The organism is Paenibacillus naphthalenovorans (genome assembly GCF_900099895.1).
Classification (GTDB): domain Bacteria; phylum Bacillota; class Bacilli; order Paenibacillales; family NBRC-103111; genus Paenibacillus_G; species Paenibacillus_G naphthalenovorans.
Window position 1 is genome coordinate 87,346 of record NZ_FNDY01000005.1, and the last position, 23,270, is coordinate 110,615.

General features: G+C 52.5%; 21 protein-coding genes. 2 read left to right on the plus strand and 19 right to left on the minus strand.

All coding sequences use genetic code 11. The features are described 5' to 3' along the window. Positions 1-233: 233 nt before the first annotated feature. The 3 genes from BLT35_RS07050 to BLT35_RS07060 are packed head-to-tail and all read right to left on the minus strand — an operon-like array spanning position 234 to position 3,743. Positions 234-1,418 carry an iron-containing alcohol dehydrogenase gene (locus tag BLT35_RS07050; protein ID WP_054817375.1) on the minus strand — a complete coding sequence of 395 codons (1,185 nt, stop codon included), beginning with the start codon at positions 1,416-1,418 and terminating at the stop codon, positions 234-236. A gap of 29 nt (positions 1,419-1,447) precedes the next feature. Further along, a complete protein-coding gene (ahlS, locus tag BLT35_RS07055) occupies positions 1,448-2,296 on the minus strand; it encodes an AhlS family quorum-quenching N-acyl homoserine lactonase (RefSeq protein ID WP_054817374.1) in 849 nt (282 codons plus the stop codon). A gap of 13 nt (positions 2,297-2,309) precedes the next feature. Next, positions 2,310-3,743: an aldehyde dehydrogenase family protein gene (locus tag BLT35_RS07060; RefSeq protein ID WP_054817373.1), complete on the minus strand. Its 1,434-nt coding sequence runs from the start codon at positions 3,741-3,743 to the stop codon at positions 2,310-2,312. A 211-nt stretch (positions 3,744-3,954) separates the two neighbouring features. Here BLT35_RS07060 and BLT35_RS07065 point away from each other — a divergent pair, with 211 nt between their 5' ends. Continuing rightward, on the plus strand, positions 3,955-5,643 hold the full coding sequence (locus BLT35_RS07065) for a sigma 54-interacting transcriptional regulator (protein WP_074727385.1): 1,689 nt from the start codon (positions 3,955-3,957) through the stop codon (positions 5,641-5,643). On the opposite strand, the gene rpoN is transcribed toward BLT35_RS07065, so the two are convergent. From rpoN to BLT35_RS07135, 14 genes are all read right to left on the minus strand, one after another. Continuing rightward, positions 5,636-6,952, minus strand: a complete 1,317-nt coding sequence (rpoN, locus tag BLT35_RS07070; protein WP_074727386.1) for an RNA polymerase factor sigma-54 — start codon at positions 6,950-6,952, stop codon at positions 5,636-5,638. The genes BLT35_RS07065 and rpoN overlap by 8 nt on opposite strands. A 174-nt stretch (positions 6,953-7,126) precedes the next feature. Further along, a complete protein-coding gene (locus tag BLT35_RS07075; RefSeq protein WP_235594215.1) occupies positions 7,127-7,900 on the minus strand; it encodes a transporter substrate-binding domain-containing protein in 774 nt (257 codons plus the stop codon). 83 nt (positions 7,901-7,983) lie between these two features. After that, positions 7,984-8,844, minus strand: a complete 861-nt coding sequence (locus BLT35_RS07080) for a DUF421 domain-containing protein (RefSeq protein ID WP_074727387.1) — start codon at positions 8,842-8,844, stop codon at positions 7,984-7,986. 449 nt (positions 8,845-9,293) lie between these two features. Next, the gene (ertE, locus tag BLT35_RS07085; protein ID WP_074727388.1) at positions 9,294-10,556 is read right to left on the minus strand and encodes an N-carbamyl-l-glutamate amidohydrolase ErtE; all 1,263 of its coding nucleotides are present in this window, start codon (positions 10,554-10,556) and stop codon (positions 9,294-9,296) included. A gap of 108 nt (positions 10,557-10,664) precedes the next feature. Beyond that, a complete protein-coding gene (locus BLT35_RS07090; protein ID WP_062410632.1) occupies positions 10,665-11,378 on the minus strand; it encodes a cyclase family protein in 714 nt (237 codons plus the stop codon). A 28-nt stretch (positions 11,379-11,406) separates the two neighbouring features. After that, on the minus strand, positions 11,407-12,147 hold the full coding sequence (locus tag BLT35_RS07095) for an SDR family NAD(P)-dependent oxidoreductase (RefSeq protein WP_054817365.1): 741 nt from the start codon (positions 12,145-12,147) through the stop codon (positions 11,407-11,409). A gap of 2 nt (positions 12,148-12,149) precedes the next feature. After that, positions 12,150-13,703, minus strand: coding sequence for an HAL/PAL/TAL family ammonia-lyase (locus BLT35_RS07100; protein WP_074727389.1), 1,554 nt, complete (start codon positions 13,701-13,703; stop codon positions 12,150-12,152). A 4-nt stretch (positions 13,704-13,707) separates the two neighbouring features. Continuing rightward, the gene (locus BLT35_RS07105; protein WP_062410629.1) at positions 13,708-15,072 is read right to left on the minus strand and encodes a UbiD family decarboxylase; all 1,365 of its coding nucleotides are present in this window, start codon (positions 15,070-15,072) and stop codon (positions 13,708-13,710) included. Between the two features lie 7 nt (positions 15,073-15,079). Next, the gene (locus tag BLT35_RS07110) at positions 15,080-15,820 is read right to left on the minus strand and encodes a cyclase family protein (protein WP_062410628.1); all 741 of its coding nucleotides are present in this window, start codon (positions 15,818-15,820) and stop codon (positions 15,080-15,082) included. A gap of 29 nt (positions 15,821-15,849) precedes the next feature. Continuing rightward, positions 15,850-16,782: an ABC transporter substrate-binding protein gene (locus tag BLT35_RS07115; protein WP_062410627.1), complete on the minus strand. Its 933-nt coding sequence runs from the start codon at positions 16,780-16,782 to the stop codon at positions 15,850-15,852. Positions 16,783-16,824: 42 nt separating this feature from the next. Then, entirely contained in the window at positions 16,825-17,496 is a 672-nt protein-coding gene (locus BLT35_RS07120) for an ABC transporter permease (RefSeq protein WP_437438529.1), read from the minus strand. A gap of 15 nt (positions 17,497-17,511) precedes the next feature. After that, positions 17,512-18,636, minus strand: a complete 1,125-nt coding sequence (locus tag BLT35_RS07125) for a betaine/proline/choline family ABC transporter ATP-binding protein (protein ID WP_054817356.1) — start codon at positions 18,634-18,636, stop codon at positions 17,512-17,514. Between the two features lie 12 nt (positions 18,637-18,648). Then, positions 18,649-20,040 (minus strand): hydantoin-5-propionate amidohydrolase, encoded by a 1,392-nt coding sequence (locus tag BLT35_RS07130; protein ID WP_074727391.1) that lies wholly within the window; start codon positions 20,038-20,040, stop codon positions 18,649-18,651. 57 nt (positions 20,041-20,097) lie between these two features. Beyond that, the gene (locus tag BLT35_RS07135) at positions 20,098-20,829 is read right to left on the minus strand and encodes an IclR family transcriptional regulator (RefSeq protein WP_062410623.1); all 732 of its coding nucleotides are present in this window, start codon (positions 20,827-20,829) and stop codon (positions 20,098-20,100) included. Between the two features lie 172 nt (positions 20,830-21,001). Here BLT35_RS07135 and BLT35_RS26805 point away from each other — a divergent pair, with 172 nt between their 5' ends. Further along, positions 21,002-21,271 (plus strand): hypothetical protein, encoded by a 270-nt coding sequence (locus tag BLT35_RS26805; protein WP_175471943.1) that lies wholly within the window; start codon positions 21,002-21,004, stop codon positions 21,269-21,271. Positions 21,272-21,427: 156 nt separating this feature from the next. Here BLT35_RS26805 and BLT35_RS07145 read toward each other — a convergent pair whose 3' ends face one another. Continuing rightward, positions 21,428-22,336 (minus strand): dihydrodipicolinate synthase family protein, encoded by a 909-nt coding sequence (locus tag BLT35_RS07145; protein WP_074727393.1) that lies wholly within the window; start codon positions 22,334-22,336, stop codon positions 21,428-21,430. An 18-nt stretch (positions 22,337-22,354) separates the two neighbouring features. After that, positions 22,355-23,269 (minus strand): ribokinase, encoded by a 915-nt coding sequence (rbsK, locus tag BLT35_RS07150; RefSeq protein ID WP_074727394.1) that lies wholly within the window; start codon positions 23,267-23,269, stop codon positions 22,355-22,357. Position 23,270: the final 1 nt, after the last annotated feature.

The following is a 23,270-nucleotide window of genomic DNA, read 5'->3' on the forward strand; positions in this document are numbered from 1 at the left end:
AATTGCTGTTAATTTAATCAGAATTGCTGAAAATATAATGAAGTGTTTTCATTTCCACTTCGATGCCCTCGTGGATGAAATAACAAAAAATGGAGCAGCTTAAGCTATAAGCCGCTCCATTATAAAAGTGGTTTCCGACGTTAATCTATAGAATCTGTAGAATGTCGTTCCAAACCCGCTCATCCATCGGAAGATTTCCGGAAGCTGCTCCTCCGGAATGATCCGCAATAGCGCTATGCTCCCGGTTCGACGATAACTCCGTCGAAAGCAGCCCGGTAGATTTTCCGGATATCTTCCTTCTCCAAAGGCAGGGGACTGCGGGCCAGCAGGCGTTTTTGCTTTGCGCCGTCCTCTGTCAAGCTGTCGAGTGCGCTTTCCGGGATATTAAACCCGCCTAATGTGTTCGGGATACCCACATCTTTGACCAGTCGCTCCAGCTCCTCCACGCAGCGGTAAGACGCTTCTTCCTCCGACAAATAAGCGGAGTTTCCTCCCAGCGCGTTGAGGATATCGGACATTCGTTTGGTGCAGCTTTTGCGGATATATCCCATGACGTACGGCAGCAGGACGGCGTTCGATTCCCCGTGGGCGATATGAAATTGGCCGCCTATCGGATACGCCAGCGCATGTACTCCCGCAACCCCGGCATTGAAGAAAGCAAGCCCCGCCAGATAACTTCCGCTGCTCATATCGATACGGGCCTGCTTATCCCTGCCGTTGGCAACCGCTTTCCTTAGCGAGCGGCTGATGAGCCGAATCGCCTTCAGGGCCAAGCCGTCCGTGGCCGGATTGGCATTCACCGACACATAGGCCTCGACAGCATGCGTAAGCGCATCTATGCCTGTGGCCGCAGTAACCCTTGGAGGAACCGTAACCGTAAGCTCCGGATCGACGATGGCCGCATCAGCCAGCAGATGATCGTGAGTCACCACATCTTTGGTGCTTTCCAGGGAAAGTACGGAGATGTTGGTTACCTCGGAGCCGGTTCCGGACGTGGTCGGAATCAGAATCTTGGGCAACCCTTTCTTCTCCACCTTCCTTGTACCGGTCAAATTCAAGTAATCGGCCACCGGTCCTTCATGCACGGATAACACGGCAGCCAGCTTGGCCAAATCCAAAGCGCTGCCTCCGCCCATACCGATCACCATGTCGAATTTGCCGTTCTTCGTGTAGGCCACCAGCTTTTCCCCGACCTCCAACGGCGGCTCGGGCACGGTTTCGGCATACACCTCGACTTCATATCCCTTGGATTTCAAAGGGGCAATCACTCGCTCCGCCAACCCGATCTGCACCAGAACGGAGTCGGTGACAAGGAGAATACGAGCAGGACTGTATTTCTCCACCTCCGGGAGAAGCTCGGCAGCAGCTCCCCATCCTGTATAAATAAGCGGTGTAAATACCAATCTGGAATGTTCCATGGGTTACGGCCTCCTTTGCTTCTTTTGCATCATTCGTAATAGCCTTCTGTCGATTTGCGGAATTTGGCAAACTGCGCGGCATCATGTCCGAACCAAACCTGTGATCCGGTTTCTTGGGCGAGGCGCCGAATTTTCTCCACCGATTGGCTGTAACCCAGAGAGTCATAAATAATGCCCGGCGGTTTGATCGGAGGCCCGTAGCTTTCGGCCGTATAAATCGCATCGGAGGCAAGGATGATGCCGCCCGTCTCCGGCATTTGAACATGTAGGCCCAGCATGCCCCAGGCATGACCGCTTCCCAGATTAATGACGCGAATCCCTTCCGCGAGAGGCAAGTTATCTTCATTGCGCTTCACGGTGCGCCACTGCAAATTACTTTTGATCCATGCGTCAATATCTGCCCAGACGTAGGCGCCGCCTTTTTGATTGCGCGCATACGTTTGAAGCGTGCCGTTGAACTCGTCTTCATGAACGACAATCGTAGCATTCGTGAACATTTCCAGACATCCCGCATGATCGAGATGCAGATGGGACGCAACCACGAATTTGATATCCTCCGGACGCACCTTCAACTGCTCCAGGCGGTTGTGAAGATAACACTCTTCGCTGGCCGTCCAAGGAAACGCCTTTTGGGTAGACTCCGCCCAACGCCCCGAAGGTCCCATGGAATTCGGGTTGCAAGCCGTATCAAACAAAATTTTCCCTTCCGGGTGATCGATCAAAACGGTATAAATCGGAAATTCTATAAATTCCGCAGGCGCATTGGGATTGTCGATGGTTGCCGGGTTATGCATGGCAATCATCCAGTTTTTGTCCATTCTCATACGGCCGTTGTCCATCACATACAGCTTAGGTTGTGCTTTAATAAGGTTCGCCATGATACTTCCTCCCTTATAGTTGTGTTTTGATGGTAACAAATTTCAGTTCCGTCATTTCCTGCACCGCATATTTGATCCCTTCGCGTCCATAGCCGCTTTCCTTGACCCCGCCGTAGGGCATATGATCCACCCGAAAAGTCGGTATATCGTTAACGATCACTCCGCCGGATTCGATTTTACGCGAAGCATAAAACGCATGGCCGATGTTTTGCGTATAGATGCCGACATTGAGCCCGTACATGGAATCATTGACCAGCTCAATAGCTTCATCCAGGCTGCGGTACGGCACAATGGAAACGATCGGGGCGAAAACTTCCTTGCACGAAACCGACATATCTCTCGTTACATCGAGCAGTACGGTAGGAGAAAACGTCGAGCCGTCCCTCCGACCTCCACAACCGATTTTTGCGCCTGCATCCACCGCTTCCCGAATCCAGGACTCAATTCGGTCCGCTTCCCTGCTGTTGATCATGGCGCTAAGATCCGTATTCTCGTCCAACGGGTCCCCTACGTTGAGCTGTTGGGTTCTTTCAATAAAGCGCTCGCTAAATTCAGAGTAAATGCTCTCATGAACAAAGATGCGCTGCAGTGAAATGCAGACTTGGCCGGCATACGCGAAAGCCCCCTCGACACATCTCGGAATGATTTTGTCCAGCGGAACGTCCGGTTCCACAATGAGCGCCGAGTTGGACCCGAGCTCCATCGTGGTCTTTCTCAAGCCCGCTTTGGATTTAATCAGCCTGCCGACCTCCGAGCTTCCGGTGAAAGTAATTTTCTTCACCCGCTCATCGCTGATCAACGCTTCGCTTAGCTCTCTTCCGCTGCCGGTCACGATTTGCAGCGCCCCTTCCGGCAATCCGGCATTGTGGAACAGCTCTCCCATGATCAATGCGCTCAGCGGAGTTTGCTCGGCCGGTTTTAAGACCACCGTATTCCCTGCGGCAATAGCCGGACCTAACTTATGGGCCACTAAATTGAAAGGAAAGTTGAACGGCGAGATCGCCACGACCACACCGAGCGGCTCTCTCCAGGTAAACCCTACCCGATCCTCGCCTCCGGGTGCCGCATCCATAGGGATCGTTTCTCCCGAGATGCGCTTGGCCTCTTCTCCGGCGAATTGATAGGTCGCAATGGTGCGTTCGATTTCCCCTCTTGCCGTGCGAATCGGTTTGCCGGCTTCCAACGAACAAATGCGGGCCAGCTCTTCTTTTCTTTCCTTTAACTGCCGCACCACCTCAAATAAAATTTCCGCGCGGCGGTGCGCCGGCAGCTCCCGCATCGTCTGAAATGCCCTGTGGGCGCCCGCTATGGCTTCCTGAACATGGCCGGGATCAGCTTTCGCGATGGCGGCCAGCTGTTGGCCGTCATAAGGAGCATATAGGGGATAAGTTCTTTCTGTGGCAACAAATTTGCCGTTGATCCAGAGGTCTTTTGTTACCGCTGCCATTTTCTTCTTCTCCTTTCCGATTGTTCGATAGATTAATAAGCAAAAATCATGCCAACTATAAAAATCCCTGTAAAATCAACTTTGCCGATCCTGATTTTAAATCATCGGTGAAATTTTTCACCAAATCAGCAGGAATTTGCCCGAAAGTGTCGAAATTAGATTGGTGAAGAATTTCACCAGGTATGAAAATATTCACCAGGAGGCTTTTTCCATGGACCATCGTCTGATTTCAGCCGATTTGGCAGAATATATTTTCAACTCTATGCATAATGGATTGATCGTCGTTGACCGGGACAACAAAGTGATGATGATCAACCCCTCCGCCGAAAAGATGCTGCAGATTGAAGGAATCGCGTGGAAGGGGATGCCGATCAAATCATTGCTGCCCAACTCCAAAATGCATCATGTGCTTGAAAACGGTGTCAGCTCCATCGGCGAGAAGATGAACATTGCAGGCCGCGTATGTATGGTAAACCGCACCCCTTTGTACCGTGAAGGCGAGATGATCGGTGCGATCGGTGTCATTCAGGATATTTCCGAAATGGAGCATTCCCGCAATTTATTAAAACAAATGGAAATGGTCATTGAATTCTCCACGGATGGCATCTATGTCGTAAATACAGAGGGAATTACTTTATTAGTCAATTCGGCCTATGAAGAAATTACCGGCTTTCGCCGGGAGGAGCTCGTTGGTCGCCATATGGCGGAGCTGACCCATGAAGGTTATTTCGATCAGTCGGTCTCCCTGCTCGTGCTTGAGCAGAAAAAGCGTATTTCCGTCATTCAGAAAATCGGGGGAAAAAAAGATGTGATCGCTACCGGAACTCCCGTGTTCAATGAATCGGGGGTAATTGAAATGGTTGTGACCAGCGTCAGGGATATTACCCAGCTTAACGAATTGAAGCATGAGCTGAACAAGGCCAGGAGCATCTCGCAAATTCATCAGCACCGATACGCATTGGAATTTGAAGGGAAAGAACAGGCGATCGTTTTCCGCAGCGCCAAAATGGAGCAGATTTATGAGCAAATCCACCATGTGGCGCCTTTTCCCACGAGCATTCTGTTGTCCGGCCCATCCGGTGCGGGCAAGGAAGTCGTCGCCAACCTTATTCATCATTTGAGCAACCGTAAAGATAAGCCTTTTATTAAAGTAAACTGCGCGGCCATCCCCGAACAGCTGTTGGAAGCGGAGCTTTTCGGGTACGAAGCGGGCGCATTCACCGGGGCGAACCGCGACGGGAGAATCGGTTTGCTGGAGCTGGCTGATCAGGGAACCATCATGTTCGATGAAATTGGCGAGATGCCCTTGTCCCTTCAAGTCAAGCTGCTGCGGGTCCTGCAGGAAAAACAAGTGCAGAGAGTTGGCGGCACGAAGCCAAGAAATCTCGATATCCGTATTATTTCCGCCACCAACCGCGACCTCCGGGAACGGATCAGAGAAGGAAAGTTCCGGGAGGATCTCTATTACCGGCTGCAGGTGGTGGAAATCCGCATTCCTTCCCTTGCCGAACGGCCGGAAGATATCGAAGTGCTGGTTGAGCACTACTTTTCTTATTACTGCCGGTTGTTTCGCATTGAAAAACAGCTGTCCGAAAAGACCAAACATATTTTAAATGCCTATCATTGGCCGGGGAACGTTCGGGAGATGCGCAATTTGATCGAAAATATGATCGTTTCGGTTCCCTCGACCTTGATTGAGCCGCATCATTTGCCGCAGCATATCTATGATTCCACCCTTCCCTGGTCCCACGGCACCCTGAAGCAGCGGGTGGAGGAATTTGAGAAACGCATGATCCAGGAGGCCCTCGAAAAGCATAAATCGCTAAGAAAAGCCGCGGCGATTCTTGGTGTGGATCACTCCACGCTGGTGAAGAAGCTTAAACGATGGCAGCTCAATTAACCCTGCGATACCTGGAGGATACAATATTCATTTCCTCCCTGTATTTCATGACCGTTCTACGGGAAACCTGTACGCCCTGCTCAGCCAGCTTATCGGCGATGTTCTGGTCGGACAGCGGACTGTCTTTGCTTTCCTGCTCAATTAAACGAGCGATCTTTACTTTAATGGCTGCAGCCGATGTGAGCGTGCCATCGCTGTTCATCAAGCCGTTCGTAAAAAAATATTTTAACGCAAAGGTGCCGCGGGGCGTGTGTATATATTTGTGCGAAACCGCTCTGCTGACGGTCGACTCGTGGAGCTCCACTTTTTGGGCCACCGTCCTTAAGACCATGGGCTTCAAGGCATCAATGCCTTCCTCCAAAAAATCAACCTGTTCTTCCACGATCGCTTCAATGACTCGCTGCAGCGTCAGGCGCCGCTGCTCCAAGCTGCGAATCAGCCATTGGGCGGGTTGGATATACTGCTTCAAAAACGCCTTGGCCTCCTGATTGTAACCGCTGTCAAAATGGGGCTGCCCGTACAACGGATGAAGCGAAACCTGGGGAAAATTCGCTTCATTCATGATGGTCACATAGATGCCGTTTCTTTTGAGAATCGTAGCGTCCGGTTCGATATAACTCTGTGATTCGTGATGGTAAGCGGAGCCGGGCCGTGGCTGAAGCGAACGAATATAAGCCAGCGAGGCTTCTACCTGTTCTACGGAAATACCCAGGTTCTCCGCAATCCGCCGAAGCTTGCCTTCCGCCAACTCTTGCAAATAATCGCCGACGATCACCGCAGCCCAAGGGTCGGCATTGGGATCCCTCCCGATTTGAATGGCCAAACACTCCTGCAGCGTTCGTGCGCCTACCCCTGCAGGCTCCAGAGACTGTACCCAGACAAGCGCCCTTTGCATTTTTTCCATGGGCTCACGAAGCTGACGGCCGGCTTCCTCCAGCGTGATGCTTAACCACCCGTCCTCATTTAGATTGCCAACCAGGAAAGCCGCCAGCGGATAATCCTCCGGTGGAATCCCGTTGACGCGGAGCTGACTGAGCAGCACCGCTTCCAGTGTTTCCTGCCGCGGATCGACTAGTTCCAGAAGCGTTTTTTCTCTTTGCTGATTTTGGCCTTTGGATCCGGCCTTTCTCTGTTTATAGGAGTCGAAACCATAGGCAACCTCAAGAAAAGGATTCTCCGCCGCTTGTTCTTCCAGGTAATTCAACAAATCCGCCGACGACATTTGCAGTACATTCATCGACTGAAGCATTTGCGGCGTCATATGAAGCTGGATTTGCTGTTGTTGGGTTAAGGCTGGCTGAAGCTGCATCACGTCCCCCCCTTTACAAAGCTTTCTGTGATGTTTCTTCTATTGTATTACCTTATAAGGGAGGATGACAACATGCTTGATGAATATATAATAAGCAGTTGGCCTTGTCAGAGGCGAACTGCTTTTGATTGTAAGCTCGCGGTAATGGGAGGCAAAAGCCTTGAGCGGTGTCACTTATTCTTTATCGCCGGGTAAAGATGTCGGCTTTTCATTGAACCATTTCATATAAATCCGCTCGTACGTTCCGTTTTTGGCCAGCGTTTCTAAAGCTCTGCTGATTCGGCCGGTATAGTTGCTCTTTTTGGTCAACGCAATGCCATATTGTTCATTAGTAAGGACTTTACCCACCGTTTTTACTTTCCCTTGACCGCCGTTCCGGATAAAATATTTCACATTCGGCTCATCGAATACGACCGCATCTACCTGTTTATTGATTAATGCCTGATAGGCTTGGGCAATATCGGGGTAAGCTTTAACCTCTTTAATTCCCTTTTGTCTGCCGATATACTCATATCCGGTTGTTCCGATTCGCGTAGCGACCACTTTTTTGTCCAAATCCTTGGTGCTCTGAATATCCTGATTATCCGCCGCAGTAACCAGGACAAGACCGGTATCATAATAAGGGATAGCAAAGTCCAGCTTTCTCACCCTGTCACCTTTGACGGTGATCCCGGCAATCGCCACATCGAGTTTTCCGGATTCGACCGCCTGCAGCATTTCCCCCATTCCCATCGGTTGGAGCTTATACTCAAATCCGGCTTCTTCGGCAATCGCATCCCACAATTCAACTTCAAAGCCCTTTTTTTCTTCATTCTCCACATAACTCAGCGGTTTGAGGTTATTTTCTATCCCTACCTGCAGCGTTTTATTTGTTCCGCATGATGTTAAAAGCAATACCAAGATCAAAAGTTTGAAAATCATCCACATTTTCGGCCATCTGTAACTCAAGCTGCTCCCTCCTAACTGTTCAGGGATATTTTATCTCGCCTCAGGGATTCCTATACCCCCGCGTATTCGCCTTTTTCAAATCGTTATCGAATAAGCAGCGGCCTTACATCCGTAATAATTTGTTTAAGCTGATTGGAACATTGCTCATACATTTGCTTTACCGTTTCATTATCCGTAGAGAGCCCGAACATTTCGAGGTCCGCTTCGCATTTCTTTAATTGAGCCAGTAGCGAAGCCTTTTGCTGCGGTTCCGGAACCTGAAGCTTATCGTCGTATAAATCGACATACAACTGCCCGTAAGCATCGACTTGACCCAAAAACACATTCTCAATCGTTACGCCGATCTTCTCCAGCTCGGTATAAAGCCATTCCCGGCTTAATCCGATGGTAGCCAGCGGTTCATCCATCATTTTGCCGTCCATGATCACCGTCTGAGGTTCCGGCTCCGGCCCGACGGTAATGCCTAAATGAGAGGGGGTTAGGGGCTGGTGCTCTTTTTTGAGAAGAACGTTGATTTCTCCGCTTGGTTCAATGACCGCAAATTCGACGTCGGCTGTTTTGAACACATTCTTTTTTCGAAGCTGCTGGAGCAGTTCATCGGAAGAAAGACGTTCTTTCTTTACGTTGTCTTCGAGAATTTTACCGTCCTTTATAAGTATAGTCGCTTTGCTGTCGATGAAGTCGCGTACCTTTTTGCTTTTCATTTGCAGAAATTCAATGCCCAGGGAAACCAGTACCCAGACAATTAACGAAACAAAACCCAATAACCAATGGGATTCCAAATCCATTGAGATATAAGCGGCAAGGCTGCCGATCGTAATGCCGGTAATATATTCAAAAAAAGATAGCTGGGAAATTTGCCTTTTCCCCAAGAGTCGGGTCATTAAGAAGAGAATCACAACAGCGAACAAGGTTCGAAGAGCGACTTCCAACCAATCGGGCATTTTGCATAACCTCCATGGATTTCATCTTTCATCATCCTTCATATATCAACAAATAAATTATTTGCTATGAGGTTTGTTTTTAACGGTCATAAATATTGGAAGCAAGAAAGCTTGGCAGCACGCCGGGCAATAATAGCTCACAGTCCAAAGAAAAACCCGAAAGCAGCTTGAAAGCCGTTTTCGGGTTTTATATAACTCTAGGAATAGTCAAACGATTCATGTGCCATTCTCCTTTGCCCAAGAAATGACGGGAAGCTTTGGGGGGGGCATTTTGTGACCCTGCAGCATGGCCCGCATGCTCTATCATATATAACAAGCTTACTTCAAGTAAGAATGCAGTTTTTTGTCGGCCTTATGGCGTCCCTGCATAGTAAAAAAGCCCTCCGGATTACGGAGGACCTTATCGGAAATCATGCCTGGATATCACGCTTTTGGTTATTCAGTTCGGTTTATTCGTTTTTCATTCGCAGGTTGTCGTACAGCACAATCGTTCGCGTCAGCGCTTCGACACCGAGCGCCACGTCCGCATAATCGGTCCACTCCTCGGGACAATGGCTTCTGCCATCCTTGCTTGGAACGAATACCATTCCGATCGGCGCGATTCTGGCGATTTGATTGGCATCGTGTCCAGCTCCGCTTGGCAGGGAAATCGATGATGCGGTCGCTGTGCAGCCGCTGCGTATAATTGCCTGGACGTCTTCGTCTACGCGAATCGGCTCCGATTTGGATAAGCAGTCCATGGAAATGGCGATGCCGCCATTCAAGGCGATCTCTTCCGTTCTCCTCTTGAAAGCGCAAATCAGCTCTTCCATGATGTCCACGCTGAGCGAGCGGACCTCTAAATCGAACACGACGCGTCCCGGAATGACATTGGAGGCGTTGGGCTCGACCGTGAGCTTGCCTACCGTGCCCACAACGGGTTCCGCATCATGTTCCCGGCATATTGCCTCCAATTCCAGTATCATTCTGGCGGCGCCCGTAAGCGCATCGCTTCTCATCGTCATAGGCGTCGTACCCGCATGATTGGGCCGGCCCTCGACAGTGACCCGGTAACGATGGATGCCAACAATCCCCGTAACCACGCCAAGCTTGGTGCCCGTTTGCTCCAATACGGGACCCTGCTCGATATGGAGCTCCAAATACAACGCGATGTCGCCCGGTCCAAGGGCGGCGGAAGGCAGCGCATCCGGATCGCCGCCAGCCAGCCGGATCGCATCCCGCAGCACCAGGCCGGAGGGATCGGTTCTTTCCAGCATCTCTTCCGGCAGATTGCCGACCATCCCCCTGCTGCCGATCGTGGAGATGCCGAATTCACTCGGCTCCTCCGCCGTGAAATCGACGACCATCAGCGGATGGCGCAGGACAATCCCGGCCCGCTTCAAGGTGCGCACGATTTCAAGACCGGCCAGTACGCCGATGATGCCGTCAAATCTACCTCCGCCCGTTACCGTATCGGTATGCGATCCCACCATGATCGGCTTCAGAGACGGGTCGCTGCCCGGCAAGCGGCCGATCAGGTTGGAGGCAGCGTCGATTTCGACATGCATGCCGATCTCCACCATCCGTTCCCGCAACCACTGCCGCCCCTGTTCATACCAGGGTGTAAAAGGCCTTCTTGTCCACCCCGGCTTCGAAGAATCCACCATCGCGGCAAGCGACTCGATATCCCGTTCAATCGTCTCCGCATCCGCTTTTAAAAGAGCATCGTTCATCCGTCTCTCCCCTTCGCCTTTTCATCAGATCCCTTTTCATCGTTCGAAACGGACATCCATGATGTCCGAATGATCGAGAACATGGCCTGTCATTCGGCTGTTCGCAAATTATTGGGGAAGTATGCCCTCAATCGCCATCACACGGCACGGCGCTCCTTCAGTACCTTTCAACTTGATCGGTGCGCATACGAGCAGCACCCGTTCTTCGGTAATCGCCCCCAAATTGGTGCACCATTCGACAAGACAAACATTATTGCCCAGGAATGTCAGGTGATTCGGACTCCAATTCGGCTGTCCCCATTCGCGGCCGGCTGGAGGATGGAGCGGAGAATCGCACGTCATGAAATCCTGAACGAGCGTCTTGATCCCGCGTTCCATCAGCCATTCTGCCGCATCGGTCGTCAAATAGATCATTTGATCCCAAAATTCGAAGGTCCCGAACATTTTATCCGTCCATCCGGTTCGGATAACGACGATATCGCCCCGCTTCATTTGAACGCCCGTCGCCTCCAAATCGGCTGCACTTACGCATTCGCCGGCCTGTTTGTGCATCATATCGAACACGACGGCTTCGCCGACGAGCCAATCGAGCGGCACCTCATCGTTGTTCAACCCGCCGATAATATAATGGGAGGGCGCATCGTAATGCGTGAAATGCTGAGTCGACAGCTGCACATCATGGGAAGAAACCTTGTTTTCTTCCACCGACGCGACTTGTGTAATGGTGTTGACAGATTCGGGCTTTCCGTAAACTTTGCTGCGCGGGAATCCGGGATATTTCGTTTCGGGATCGATCGTCAGAGTCAGGTCGATCACTTTCATTGTCAGCACGCTCCTTAAATTTATGTAATTATTGAGCGGTATAGCCCCCGTCGACCATTAGATTGGAGCCGACGACAAAAGATGAATCGTCGCTGGCGAGGAATAACACCGCTTTGGCGATCTCGATCGGTTCCGCTAGCCGGCCGATCGGATGTTTGCTTACAAATTCGTCGATGACCTCTTGCGGCTTGGCCGTGATGACCGGCGTCAACGTGTAACCGGCGCAGATGGAATTGACGCGAATGCCTTGCTTCGCATAATTGACCCCGAGCGTCCTCGTCAAATTGATGACACCGCCTTTGGCGGCCGCGTTCGCTATGACGCCTTGCTGTCCCACAAAGCCGAGGAACGACGCATTATTGATAATGGAGCCGCCGCCCCCCGCAAGCATCGCTTCGATCCCGTACTTGTTGGATAAAAAGACCGAGTTAAGGTTGACGTCAATAACCCGCTGCCAATCCGCATAAGTCATCGTATGGATCATGGCGGATTCGCCTATGCCAGCATTGGCGAACAGAATGTCCAGACGGCCAAACCGATCGACCGTTTGCGCAACAAGTCGCTTTACGCTCTCTTCTTGCGTAACGTCCGTTTGGATGTAAACGTATTTTGACGGCTCGCTGTCCGCCGCCGGATTCCATTCTCCCCCTGACTTCGGCAAGTCGGCCACGACCACGCTGGCCCCTTCCTGTAGAAACAGTTCAACTGTCGCTTTGCCGATACCTTGCAGGCCGCCTGTAACGATAGCCACTTTTCCCTGAAGCCGCATCTTTACTCCTCCTTGTTTTGAATCGCGTTCATCACCGCCTCCAGCAAGGTGCCGTCCGCTGCCAGACGTCTGGCGCTTTCGATGTCCTGGCGGAGCACCCGGTCATCATCCAGCGGGGGAATGAACCGGCGAATGCACGCATAAGCGGCTTCCGTTCCCCGGCCGAGGCGCGGATGTCCGCGCAGGTCGATCGCTTGGGCGGCTGCCATCAGTTCGATGCCGATCATGTATTCCAGCTTGTCGAGTATACGCTCCGTCTTCTGCATCACCCAGGGAGCCATCGTAGCATGATCCTCGACGCCGTTGGCCACCGGCAGGGCATCCAGCGAGCCGGGATCGGCGAAATGCCGTATTTCGGCGGCCAATGCTGTGTATGTTTTTTGCAGCGTGCTGAATCCGTTCGTTGTGCCTTCGCGCCTCGCCAGAAATTTGGGCAGTCCGCTGAATTCCGACGTCATCAGCCGCTGCAGGCGATTCTGAATCATGCCGGCGAGCGATGAAAGCTGTATACCCAGAAAATCAAACCGCATCGCGATGGTCGCGATGTGAAAATTGCCGTGAGAGACGACCTCCTCATCATCGGTCAATACGAACGGGTTGTCGCCGAGGCTGTTCAACTCGATGTTCATTCCCTGCAGCGCGAACTCATACACGTCGCGGCAAGCCCCGTGAACCTGCGTTACGCTGCGGAAGCTGATCGGATCCTGAACGGTCCGCTGCACCTTGCCCTCCCACAGATAGCTTCCTTCGAGATAGGCTCTGATGTCGTTCGCGCAGGATAGCTGGCCCGGGTGCGGGCGGAAACGCCCGATCCGGGCGTCAAGCGGCGATACGTTGCCGCCAAACCCCTCCAGCGAGAGAGAAGACGACAGATCGGCCAGATCGAGCACACAAGCGCATCGGTGAAGCAGAAGCGCGGCATGACCCAGTGAAGCCGAGTTATGGCTGCACAGAATGAGCCCGTCTTTCGGCCCCAGTACGACGGGGTCGAGCCCGGCGGCATGAAGCGCCTGCGCAGCAGGGACGATCTCGCCTTTGTACATGACCTCCCCTTCGCCAATAAACGCCAGCCCCATTTCGGCGAGAGGGCCCAGATCGGCGGCGCCGATCGAGCCGCCCGACGGGGTCAACGGATGGATGCCTTTATTTAAGAACGCCGCATGCATGTGCAGTATCTCGGGATTGACGCCGCTTCCGCCTTTAGCCAGCGCATTCGCCCGGACGGTCAAAATGGCCCGGACGACGGATTCCGGGTAGTAAGGGCCGATACCGACGCAGTGGCTGACAAGAATTCTTCTTTGATATGCCGCCATATCCTCCGGGGAAATGACGACGTTCCGGTTCGCGCCAACCCCGGTCGTTACGCCATAGATCGGCGTATTTCGGCCGGCAATGCGCAGAAGAGCCTCGCGGTCGGCTGCGGCGCGCTCCATCACTTCGCCGCCAAACCTTACCCGTACGTTTTGACAGGCTGCCCGGACGACATCCTGCACGGTCAACTGCTCGCCGTTTAATACAATTTCATTGGTCTGCTTGTTGAATGAGTTGGTCAGCATATCGTTATCCCCGCACCTGGTAGCTATCCCATTTCTGACGTACGTGCTCCATCACCGACCGTGGAATTTCGGCGAGAGGGGGCGACTCCGCTTCACGCAGCGCGAAGATCCCTACCTTCGCTACCGTGCCATGATGAACAAGCGCCTCCGCGCGGTCCGTGCGTACGCCCGGAATGACGATCATATCCCGCTCCGCGCGCATTCTTGCCGCGATCGCCCACTCGACCGCAATCGGATCGTCGATAGGAATGTCGTCGTCAACCACAATGACCTGTTTAACCAAATTGCAGTGCGCGAAGGCGGCGAACATCGCCTTTTGCCCTTCGCCGGGTCTCGGTTCGGCAATCGAAATGACGGCATGACAGCGCCCCATTCCGCCTTCTGTAATGTAGGCGGCTTTGGCCCTCGGTACAGCACGGCGGACGTGATGCAGAACCGTCGTCTCGATCGCCATCGCGCCGATCAGAAAATGTTCATGGTATTTACCGGGAAGAATCGTCTGATAGATCGCATCTTTGCGGTGCGTGACCGCCTTCACACACAGGACCGGGCTTTTGCCATAGTCTACGTACATGCCGTGAAATTCCGATACCGGCCCTTCCTCGTACAGCTCGCCCGGAACGAATTCCGCCTCGATCACAAATTCCGCGCCTGCAGGCGCCTCAACGTTAACCGTAACACCGGGAGACAGCTCGAAAGGTTCACCGAACATGCCGCCGGCGATTTCGAATTCGTCAAATCCAAGATCGACATAAGCGTTGGCTGCGACCAGCACGGCCGGGTGATTGCCTATCGCTGCGGAAATTTCGAGCGGCTTGCCGAGCTTCTCGGCTTTGATCATCAGCTGATATAAGTGATGGCTTGGAGACATGCCGATCATCAGCTTATCCGGGCCGAGAACAAGCAGCCGGTTCATCGACACATTGCGCTTTCCGGTTTCCGGATCTTTCGCTGCGATGACGCCTGCCGTAATATATGGACCGGCCTCCCGTTCAAAAAAAGTGGCGACGGGCATGATGCTCATGATATCGATCTTATCGGTGATTACGACCTCCCGGCACGGCGCGTCATGGATCAGAGCGGCTGGTACCGGATGCTCGATGCCTCGGGAAATGTGCTGCAGGGATGCCTCCAGTGTCGGTTCAATTCCGCAGCTGACGGAAAAATTAGTCCGGTCGACGAGATTTCCGACAACACGGGTTTCATAGCCTTCTACACGGTTGAACATCACCGCATTTCTTCCCGGTGCCTGCGCAAGCACCGCTGCAAGCTCAAACTTTGGATGCACGGCGCCTTGTACGGTGGTCAGACGCCCCGATTTCTCCAGCTTGCGGAGAGCGGAGCGCATATCTTGCTCTTTCCATCCCATTCCTCTTTCACGCCCTTTCGGTATCAGGAACGCTTTCCCGGGACAGCAGGCCTTCAATGGCAAAGGCGCGGCACGGAGCCCCGTCCGTACCTTTCAGCTTGATCGGTACACAGCCGAACAGAAACCGTTTCTCTGTAATGGCCTTCAAGTTCGTCAGCCATTCCAGCATCACAATGTTCTCTTTCAAAAACGTAAAGTGATTCGGGCTCCATTCATCGCTGCTCCACGTACGCCCTTCCGGGGGATGGAGCGGAGAATCGCAAAGCATAAAATCGCCCGCGACCGATTTGATACGTTGGTCCCTCAGCCACTCTGCGGCACAAGTGGACAAGCCGATCATCTCATCCCAGAACCGGAACGTGCCCCACGCCTGATCCGTCCAGCCGGTGCGGATCACGACGATGTCGCCTTCTCGGATATCGGCGCCAGACTGCAGCAAATCTTCTTTCGTCACATAGGAGCCGGGTTCTTTGTGCAGCATGTCCACGAGAACCGCTTCGCCGATGAATGAATCCAGCGGCACCTCGTGATTTTGCAAGCCGCCCTCCAGGAAATGGGCAGGTGCGTCATAATGGGTGAAATGCTGCGTGCACATCGTAAAATTATGCGATTGAACCTTATTTTTGGCGATCGAAGCCACTTCTGTAATTTTGGTACTCGATTCCTCTTCACCGTAGACAAGACTTCTTGGGAAACCGGCAAATTTCGTCTCCTCGTCAATGACTAACGAAAGATCAATGATTTTCATGGCGACTCGTCCCTCGCTTTCGTATATGGCTATTCGATAAGTCCGGCCTGCTTCAAAAAGTTTGCAGCCACATCCTTCGGCTCTTCCTTCTTTACATCTACCTTGGCGTTTAGCTCGGCCATCGTCGTCTCGTCCAGCTTGTCCGCCAGCAGATTAAGCGTTTCGCCTACCTCAGGGTACTTCTTCAGGAACTCCATTTTCAGAATGGGAGCCGGGTAATACGGCGGAAAGTAGCCTTTATCGTCTTCGAGAATTTGAAGCTCGAGTGCGGGAATCCGGCCATCCGTGGAATAACCGACCAGCACGTCGATCTGGCCTTCGGTGAGCGCCTGATAGGCGATGCCGATATCCATCTCCTTGCGGCCTTTAAATTCAAATCCGTACTTTTCCGCCATGCCTTTATAACCGTCACCGCGTTCGAAAAATTGGGCATCGGAGCCGAGCACCAGATTCGGCGCATGCCGGACCAGATCGGAGAACGTTTTCACGCCGAGTGCGTCCGCTTTTTCCCGCTTCATAATCAGGGTGAAGGTATTGGAGTATTTGATCGGATTAAGCCAGGTGAATCCGAATTGTTCCTCATATCCTTGCTTCGCCTTCTCATAGACCGTTTCCGGGGTATCGTCGGGCTTCAGCTCGTTTTTCAAAATGTTAATATAACCTGTTCCGGTATAATCCGCGTAAACCTGGATATCGTCGTCCTTCAGCGCTTGCATCAGCACATTCGAGGACCCCAGGCCTTCTGCTGTCGAGATCGTATGCCCGGTTTTCGCATCCAGCAGCTGAGCCATCAGTTGAACCAATATGAGCTGCTCGGTGAACGGCTTTCCGCCGACGGTAATGCGGGCCGGCTGCACATTTTCTCCGGGCGCCGCCTCATTTGAAGGCTGGTTCCCGGAAGATCCGCAGGCGGACAACAGGGTACCGGCAAAAATCAGAACGGCCAATACAATTTTTTTCATCGTTACTCTCCTCCATATGATTGGTCTCTATCGGGTATAGCATTATTGCCGGTTCAGGCCCTTTCTCTTGGACATCCCGCGGGGAATCACTCTAATCTCCAGCCTCTTCAGCAGGAAATCGGCCAATACCGCAAGCAGCGCAGCCGGTATCGCGCCGGCTAAAATCAGTTCCGTCCGGAGCATGGACACGCCCCGGAAAATAATATCTCCCAGACCGCCCGCTCCCACAAAAGCGGCAATCGTCGTTACGCCGATCGTCGATATGGTAGCGGTGCGGATGCCGGCCATAATGACGGGAAGCGCAAGCGGCAGTTCGATGATCCGCAGAATTTGCCAATCGGTCATTCCCATTCCCCGGCCGGCATCGACTACCGACTGATCCACCTCGACAATGCCCGTATATACGTTTCGTACGATCGGCAGCAGCGCGTAAAGTACCAGCGCGATAATCGTCGGCTTCACCCCGATTCCGACAAACGGCAGCAGAAAACCGAACAGCGCGATGCTTGGAATCGTTTGGAATATGCCCGTGAAGGCAATGACCGAATCGGCGATTTTTCTCTTCCTCGTCAAGCAGACGCCCAGCGGAACCGCGACGAGGAGCGCAATGGCCATGGCGGATAGCGATATGTATACATGCTGCCATAACGAAGTTAAGATCATATCCCGCCGATTTACAATAACGTCAACGAACTTGACCCAGAAATCGTCCACACTCATCACCTCCACTTACGCATCTGCGGAAGCCCGCTCACGCAGCATTTGTCTCAGAATTGACCTCTCGGTTACAATCCCCAGGGGCTTGCCATTCCTCATCACGGCCACCGCACGCCCGTCCGAATCGACGATCAGCTTCGCCGCCTCATTCCAGTGCGATGAATATTCGATTTGCGGCATGCCGCGTTTCGTCATCTCACCCAACGGCCTCTCGCCGACACCTGTATGGCTTCTCAAGTCCGCCGCCGGAACATAGCCGACTAAACGGTCGTCCTTGTCAGTGACAAGAACCGCATCCAGCGAGGATGCCTCCGCGACCGCCAAAGCGTCTTTGATCCGATGTTCCGGTGTCAGCGTGGACGATTGTGAAACCATCACGTCCAGTACGGTTTCTGCGCTTTTCTTGGCGGCGGCCAGCCGTTTCTCCCCGATAAACCCTCTGACAAAATCGTTGGCAGGCTGCCTCAGAATGGCTTCGGGCGTGTCAAACTGCACGATTTCGCCTTGATTCATGATCGCAATCCGGTCGGAAATTTTAAGCGCTTCGTCCATATCATGCGTGACGAATACGATCGTTTTATGGATCGATTTCTGCAAACGGACCAGTTCGTCCTGAAGCTGTTCTCGGCTGATCGGGTCCAATGCGCTGAACGGTTCGTCCATTAATACGATCGGAGGCTCGGCGGCCAATGCGCGAATCACGCCGATTCTTTGCTGCTGCCCCCCGCTGAGCTCGGAAGGATACCGGTTTCGGAACACTTTCGAATCCAGGCCGACTATATCGAGCAGTTCATCGATGCGCGCAGCATATTGCGACTCTTTCATGCCTTTCAGCTTCGGCACCAGACCGATGTTTTTGCCGATGGTCAGGTGGGGAAGCAGGCCAATCTGCTGAATGACATAGCCGATGCTCCGCCGCAGTTCGACGGGATCGACCTTGGAAATATCCCGGCCCTGGACATAAATGGTGCCGGAGCTTGCCTCGATCAACCGGTTGATCATGCGCAGCATCGTTGTTTTGCCGCAGCCGCTCGGACCGATCAAGGATACCAATTCCGCTTTCTCGACCTGAAAGCTGATATCTTTAAGCGCGTGGATATCTCCGTATCGTTTGTTCACGTTGTCGAAACGAATCATATACGCCCTCCTTTACATCGTTGTCCCGGTTCGGGCCTTTTGCCGGACATGACCGGCGACAAAGGTTCCATATCCCGGCTCCGCGACGACTTCGCTGCCGTCATACACAACACGGCCCCGGACAAAAGTGCAGACGATTTTGCCCCGCAATCTTCTGCCGTGAAAAGGCGTCATCTTGGATATCGAACGCAGCCTGGTTTCGTCGATCGTGAATGAAGCGTCCGGATCGATAACCGTAAAATCGGCATCATAGCCTTGAGCCAATTTTCCTTTCCCCGCGATTTGGTACACCTCCGCCGGATGCTGCGCCATGACCTTGGCGAATTCGACCGGAGTCAGCTTGCCGCTGGCCACGGCGCCGTCATACATGAGCGGCACAAGGAGCTCGACGCCCGACAGGCCTGAAGAAGCCATAAAGATGTTGTTGTTGCCCGCTTCCTTCTTCTCCTTCCCCCATGGCGCATGATCCGAGCTCAGCAGATCAATTCGTCCTGACTGCAGATGCTTCCACATCCCCTGTACATCCTCCGGATGGCGAAGCGGCGGATTCATCTTTGCCTTGGGCCCAAGCCGATCCAGATCGTTTACGTCGAGCAGCAGATACGGATAACACGTTTCGCATGTCACGTCCAGGCCGCTCTGTCTAAAGTTTTCAATCAAATCAACGGTGCGCGGATGACTGACATGCACGATGTGAATTTTCGCACCCGTCCAATATGCGAATTCCATCAGCTTCAAAACTTCGCTCGATTCGGTGACAGGCGGACGCGTCTCCATATGAGCGCGCGGATAAACGCTGCCCGCCTGCCGATACCGTTCCATAAGATCGCTGATGATTTCGTTGTTTTCGGAATGAAAAGCCGCACGCAGCCCGGTCTCTCCGATCAGCTTCATCGCCTTCAGCATTTCGTGATCGGGAATCCTCGGGAATCGGTAGGCGTCCGTCTCGAACGTGGACAATTTAAAGGCGACCGCGCCTGCTTCGGCAAGCCGACCGATTTGATCCGTTCCGTCGAATTTGGATATCGTCGCCCATAAGCAAATGTCCACGATCGCTTCCTTCTCCACTTGCTCCGTCTTGCGCTTGAACCGCTCCACATGATTGATCGGATGCGGGAGATCATAGGGCATATCGAGGAACGTCGTTACGCCACCCGCCGCAGCGGAGGCGCTTGTCCGGATAAACCCTTCGTCCGGATTGCTGAAGCAGTGCACGTGGGTATCGATAAAGCCGGGAAAAATATAGGCTTTGCCGAACGGCTTGTGTTCCTTGCCTTCCAGCGTGCCTCCTTCCTCTGCGATACAAGCGATTTTTCCGTTCTTCACGCCGATTTCCCCGACAACCACCTTATCCTCCAAGACCAGCTGTCCGCTTATAACCAAATCGAATAGTTGCATTGGCATACAATCCCTTGTTGTGTGTCTTATTCCAAACGTCCATTTAGACGGCGGTCTCCGAGGCTATAAATATTTTTGCGCTTCCTCCACGGCCGTCAGCACATGCTGCACCAAGCTGCCCACCTCTTTGTTTAAGAAGCGCTCTCTTGGCCCCGCAATACTTAGCACCCCGGCGATCCGGTCTTCCGAATCCCGGATGGGCGCCCCAATCGCATAAACGCCTTCATCCACCTCGGAATCGGACACCGCATAGCCCTGCTTGCGGATTTGCGCCAGCTCCGCTTTCAACAGCTGCACATCCGTAATCGTATGTTCCGTAAATTGGCGCAGGTCTCCCCGTTTGGCTAGCTCGTCCACCGTTTTTTCCGGCATGAATGCCAGAAACGGCTTGGATGAAGCGCCTGCATGCAAAGGCAAAAGCTGCCCCTGTTCTGCGGATACTTTAATCGGCTGCGGAGAAGCGATCGTCTCCAAACAAACGACATTCAACTCGGATACAATCGTCAGGATTGACGTTTCTCCCGTTTCTTTCGTGAGATGTCTCATAACTGGCAGGACAATGGATGAGAGGGTATTATCGGCTCTTACAATTTTGGCCAGCGCCAAAAAACGGTATCCGAGCCTGTAGGTCCCTGTGTTCGATTCAACGATGTACCCCTTCTCCTTCAATGTCCTTAGATGCCTGTACACAGAGCTTTGGGGCTGATCCAGCAATTCCGCGATGCGGGCCACGCTTAGCTCGCGAGTTTCCAAACTGAACAAATCAAGAATGTCCAACGTTTTCTCTGCGCTCACACCGATCCTCCTTACGTAGAGCCATACTTCCTCATAGAATAATTATCAAATAGTGATATTCGATTATCATTTTCAAACTGCTGTTGACGTTATATTATTTGACGCAGCAGAAGGTTGTCAATAGCATTTCGAGATTTTCTTGACATTTTTTCTTAAATTCCGATATAATTACTTGCATATCAGGAAAAAGGCAGGCGGAATCGATGGTTCGACCATGCTCGCCATGCGGCGGCCCGACGTCCCAAACGTTGTTTGCACGAACATTGCGGTGCCGGCCCGATCGATAACGGCAATGCATCAATGCATTGCCGCACAAGGACAATTCGAGGACGGCTTCCTTCGCATGATGCGTCGTCCCCGCGATTTGGAGAAAAAAATGATATTATTGCATTTGTATTCTTATGTCATTTTCGTTTACGATTATGTTCGATGCAGGCTATGATATTACATCCCGGGTAAGATGATTTTACATATGATGGATATATATTCCAGAAGCACTGAAACCGATTACCACGGATCCAAGGAAAACCGAAATCAGCCTTATGGCGTCCCTGCATATAAAAAAAAGCCCTCCGAAAACGGAGGACCTAATCGAAAATCACGCCTGGATATAACGCGTTTCGTTATTTAATTCATTTAACCGGTTTTGCAATTGCATCTTTTCTTCCGGAGTCAGGTCCAATTGAGGCGCTCTCATATAACCAACGTCCACGCCTCTCATTTTGAGCGCTTCTTTAAAGTAGGACATATTGCTTCCGTTTCTCAACGTCTCGCAATATTTTACGGCTACTTTTTGCAGCTGTCTCGCCTTTTCCAGATCCTTCTCCTGGAAGGCCTGATACAAGGCGACGAAAGGCTCGGGATATACGCATGATACGCCGGATACGGTGCCGTCGCAGCCCATAGCCAAAGACGCCAGGAACAAGCGGTCCGTGCCGTGCATCACCGAGAAATGCCCATCGTTAATACCAAGGTATTCCGCCGTTCTCAAAAAGTCAGGATAGCTGTATTTGATGCCGATCACATTCTTGAATCGTTCTGCTATTCTTTGGGCCACTTCCGTCTTCAAGTCGTTAGCGGCGCATTGAGGGATATTGTAAAGATACATTGGAAAATCCCCGGGAATGCTTGAAGCTACGCTTGCAAAGTATTGTTCCATTTCCCTGTCGTTGGCGCCCAGGAAAATCGGGGTTACGACGCCGATGCCGTCAGCGCCGATGGAATGGGCGTGCTGCGCAAGCTCTATCGTATCTTCCAGGGTTACTGCTCCCACGTGGATAAACACGGTCACTCTGCCCGCAGCGGTTTTGACTACGGTTTCCGCCACGGCTTTTCGTTCGGATACGGACAGTCTGACCATTTCGCCCGTTGTACCCAAAGGGTATAAACAATGCACGCCTTTGGAGATCAGGAACTCCGTCAAGCCCGCCGCTTTTTCCAGGTCTACCTGCCCATTGCGGTCAAATGGGGTTACCATAGCTGTTGTCACACCGTATAAATGTTTCATGATTCCTGCATCTCCTCTTTATGATAAGTCAAAGGCGGCTACTTCTTCCCAGGTGGGAAGAGAGCTTTGCGCTCCATGCCTGGTTACCGTTATCGCCGCTGCTTTTTGAGCCAGTTCAATGGCTAGGTCCACATCATGATACTTGAGATATCCCGCGACAAAGCCTCCGATAAAGCTGTCACCGGCCGCGGTGGTATCCTGCGCCTTCACTTTGCGGGCCGGATAGGTCTGTACTCTTTCATGATCGATATAGCAGCAGCCCTTGCCGCCCAACGTAACAATTAACGCACGAACGCCCTTGCTTAAATAAACCCGGGCCGCCGCTTGAAGAGTAGACGCGTCCGTTATCGTCATACCCGACATGCTCTGCAGTTCATGCTCATTGGGGATCAAAAAATCCACAAAACGCAGGATCTCGTCACGGAGCATTTGGGCCGGCGCCGGATTCAATACCGTCGTTTTCCCCAGCTCCTTCGCTAACCGAAGCGTATATTCCACCGTTTTCAAGGGAATCTCCAGCTGCAAGACGACGATTTCGCATTTCTCGATGGCTTGACGTTGGCTGTCGATATCCTCCGGCGTCAGCTCATGATTGGCTCCGGGAATAACCACAATATGGTTGCTTCCCGCCCGGTCGACCGTGACGAAGGCCAACCCTGTCGGACGATTGGACGTCATGATATATCGGGTATCTACTCCTGCCTGCTGCAGCGATTTCATCAGGCTGGCGGCGTGCGGATCGGAGCCCACTTTGCCGATCATGCTCACGCAGGCTTGCAGCTTTCCGATTGCAACCCCCTGGTTAGCTCCCTTCCCGCCGGGGCTCTCCGACATGCCGATGCCCATCAGCGTTTCGCCCTCCCGGGGCAGTTCCTCTACCTGAACCACAATATCCTGATTCAAGCTGCCCACAACGACTACACTCGGCTTCATC

What these genes read in the sequence shown, in the direction of transcription:
- BLT35_RS07065 (WP_074727385.1), top strand. Translation starts at nt 3,955, where the DNA reads ATGGACCATCGTCTGATTTCAGCCGATTTGGCAGAATATATTTTCAAC.
- BLT35_RS07100 (WP_074727389.1), bottom strand. Translation starts at nt 13,703, where the DNA reads ATGCTGACCAACTCATTCAACAAGCAGACCAATGAAATTGTATTAAAC.
- BLT35_RS07125 (WP_054817356.1), bottom strand. Translation starts at nt 18,636, where the DNA reads ATGATTCGTTTCGACAACGTGAACAAACGATACGGAGATATCCACGCG.
- BLT35_RS07060 (WP_054817373.1), bottom strand. Translation starts at nt 3,743, where the DNA reads ATGGCAGCGGTAACAAAAGACCTCTGGATCAACGGCAAATTTGTTGCC.
- BLT35_RS07145 (WP_074727393.1), bottom strand. Translation starts at nt 22,336, where the DNA reads ATGAAACATTTATACGGTGTGACAACAGCTATGGTAACCCCATTTGAC.
- BLT35_RS07115 (WP_062410627.1), bottom strand. Translation starts at nt 16,782, where the DNA reads ATGAAAAAAATTGTATTGGCCGTTCTGATTTTTGCCGGTACCCTGTTG.
- rbsK (WP_074727394.1), bottom strand. Translation starts at nt 23,269, where the DNA reads ATGAAGCCGAGTGTAGTCGTTGTGGGCAGCTTGAATCAGGATATTGTG.
- BLT35_RS07130 (WP_074727391.1), bottom strand. Translation starts at nt 20,040, where the DNA reads ATGCCAATGCAACTATTCGATTTGGTTATAAGCGGACAGCTGGTCTTG.
- BLT35_RS07095 (WP_054817365.1), bottom strand. Translation starts at nt 12,147, where the DNA reads ATGCGGCTTCAGGGAAAAGTGGCTATCGTTACAGGCGGCCTGCAAGGT.
- rpoN (WP_074727386.1), bottom strand. Translation starts at nt 6,952, where the DNA reads ATGCAGCTTCAGCCAGCCTTAACCCAACAACAGCAAATCCAGCTTCAT.
- BLT35_RS07080 (WP_074727387.1), bottom strand. Translation starts at nt 8,844, where the DNA reads ATGCCCGATTGGTTGGAAGTCGCTCTTCGAACCTTGTTCGCTGTTGTG.
- BLT35_RS07050 (WP_054817375.1), bottom strand. Translation starts at nt 1,418, where the DNA reads ATGGAACATTCCAGATTGGTATTTACACCGCTTATTTATACAGGATGG.
- BLT35_RS07090 (WP_062410632.1), bottom strand. Translation starts at nt 11,378, where the DNA reads ATGAAAGTGATCGACCTGACTCTGACGATCGATCCCGAAACGAAATAT.
- BLT35_RS07105 (WP_062410629.1), bottom strand. Translation starts at nt 15,072, where the DNA reads ATGGGATGGAAAGAGCAAGATATGCGCTCCGCTCTCCGCAAGCTGGAG.
- BLT35_RS07110 (WP_062410628.1), bottom strand. Translation starts at nt 15,820, where the DNA reads ATGAAAATCATTGATCTTTCGTTAGTCATTGACGAGGAGACGAAATTT.
- ertE (WP_074727388.1), bottom strand. Translation starts at nt 10,556, where the DNA reads ATGAACGATGCTCTTTTAAAAGCGGATGCGGAGACGATTGAACGGGAT.
- ahlS (WP_054817374.1), bottom strand. Translation starts at nt 2,296, where the DNA reads ATGGCGAACCTTATTAAAGCACAACCTAAGCTGTATGTGATGGACAAC.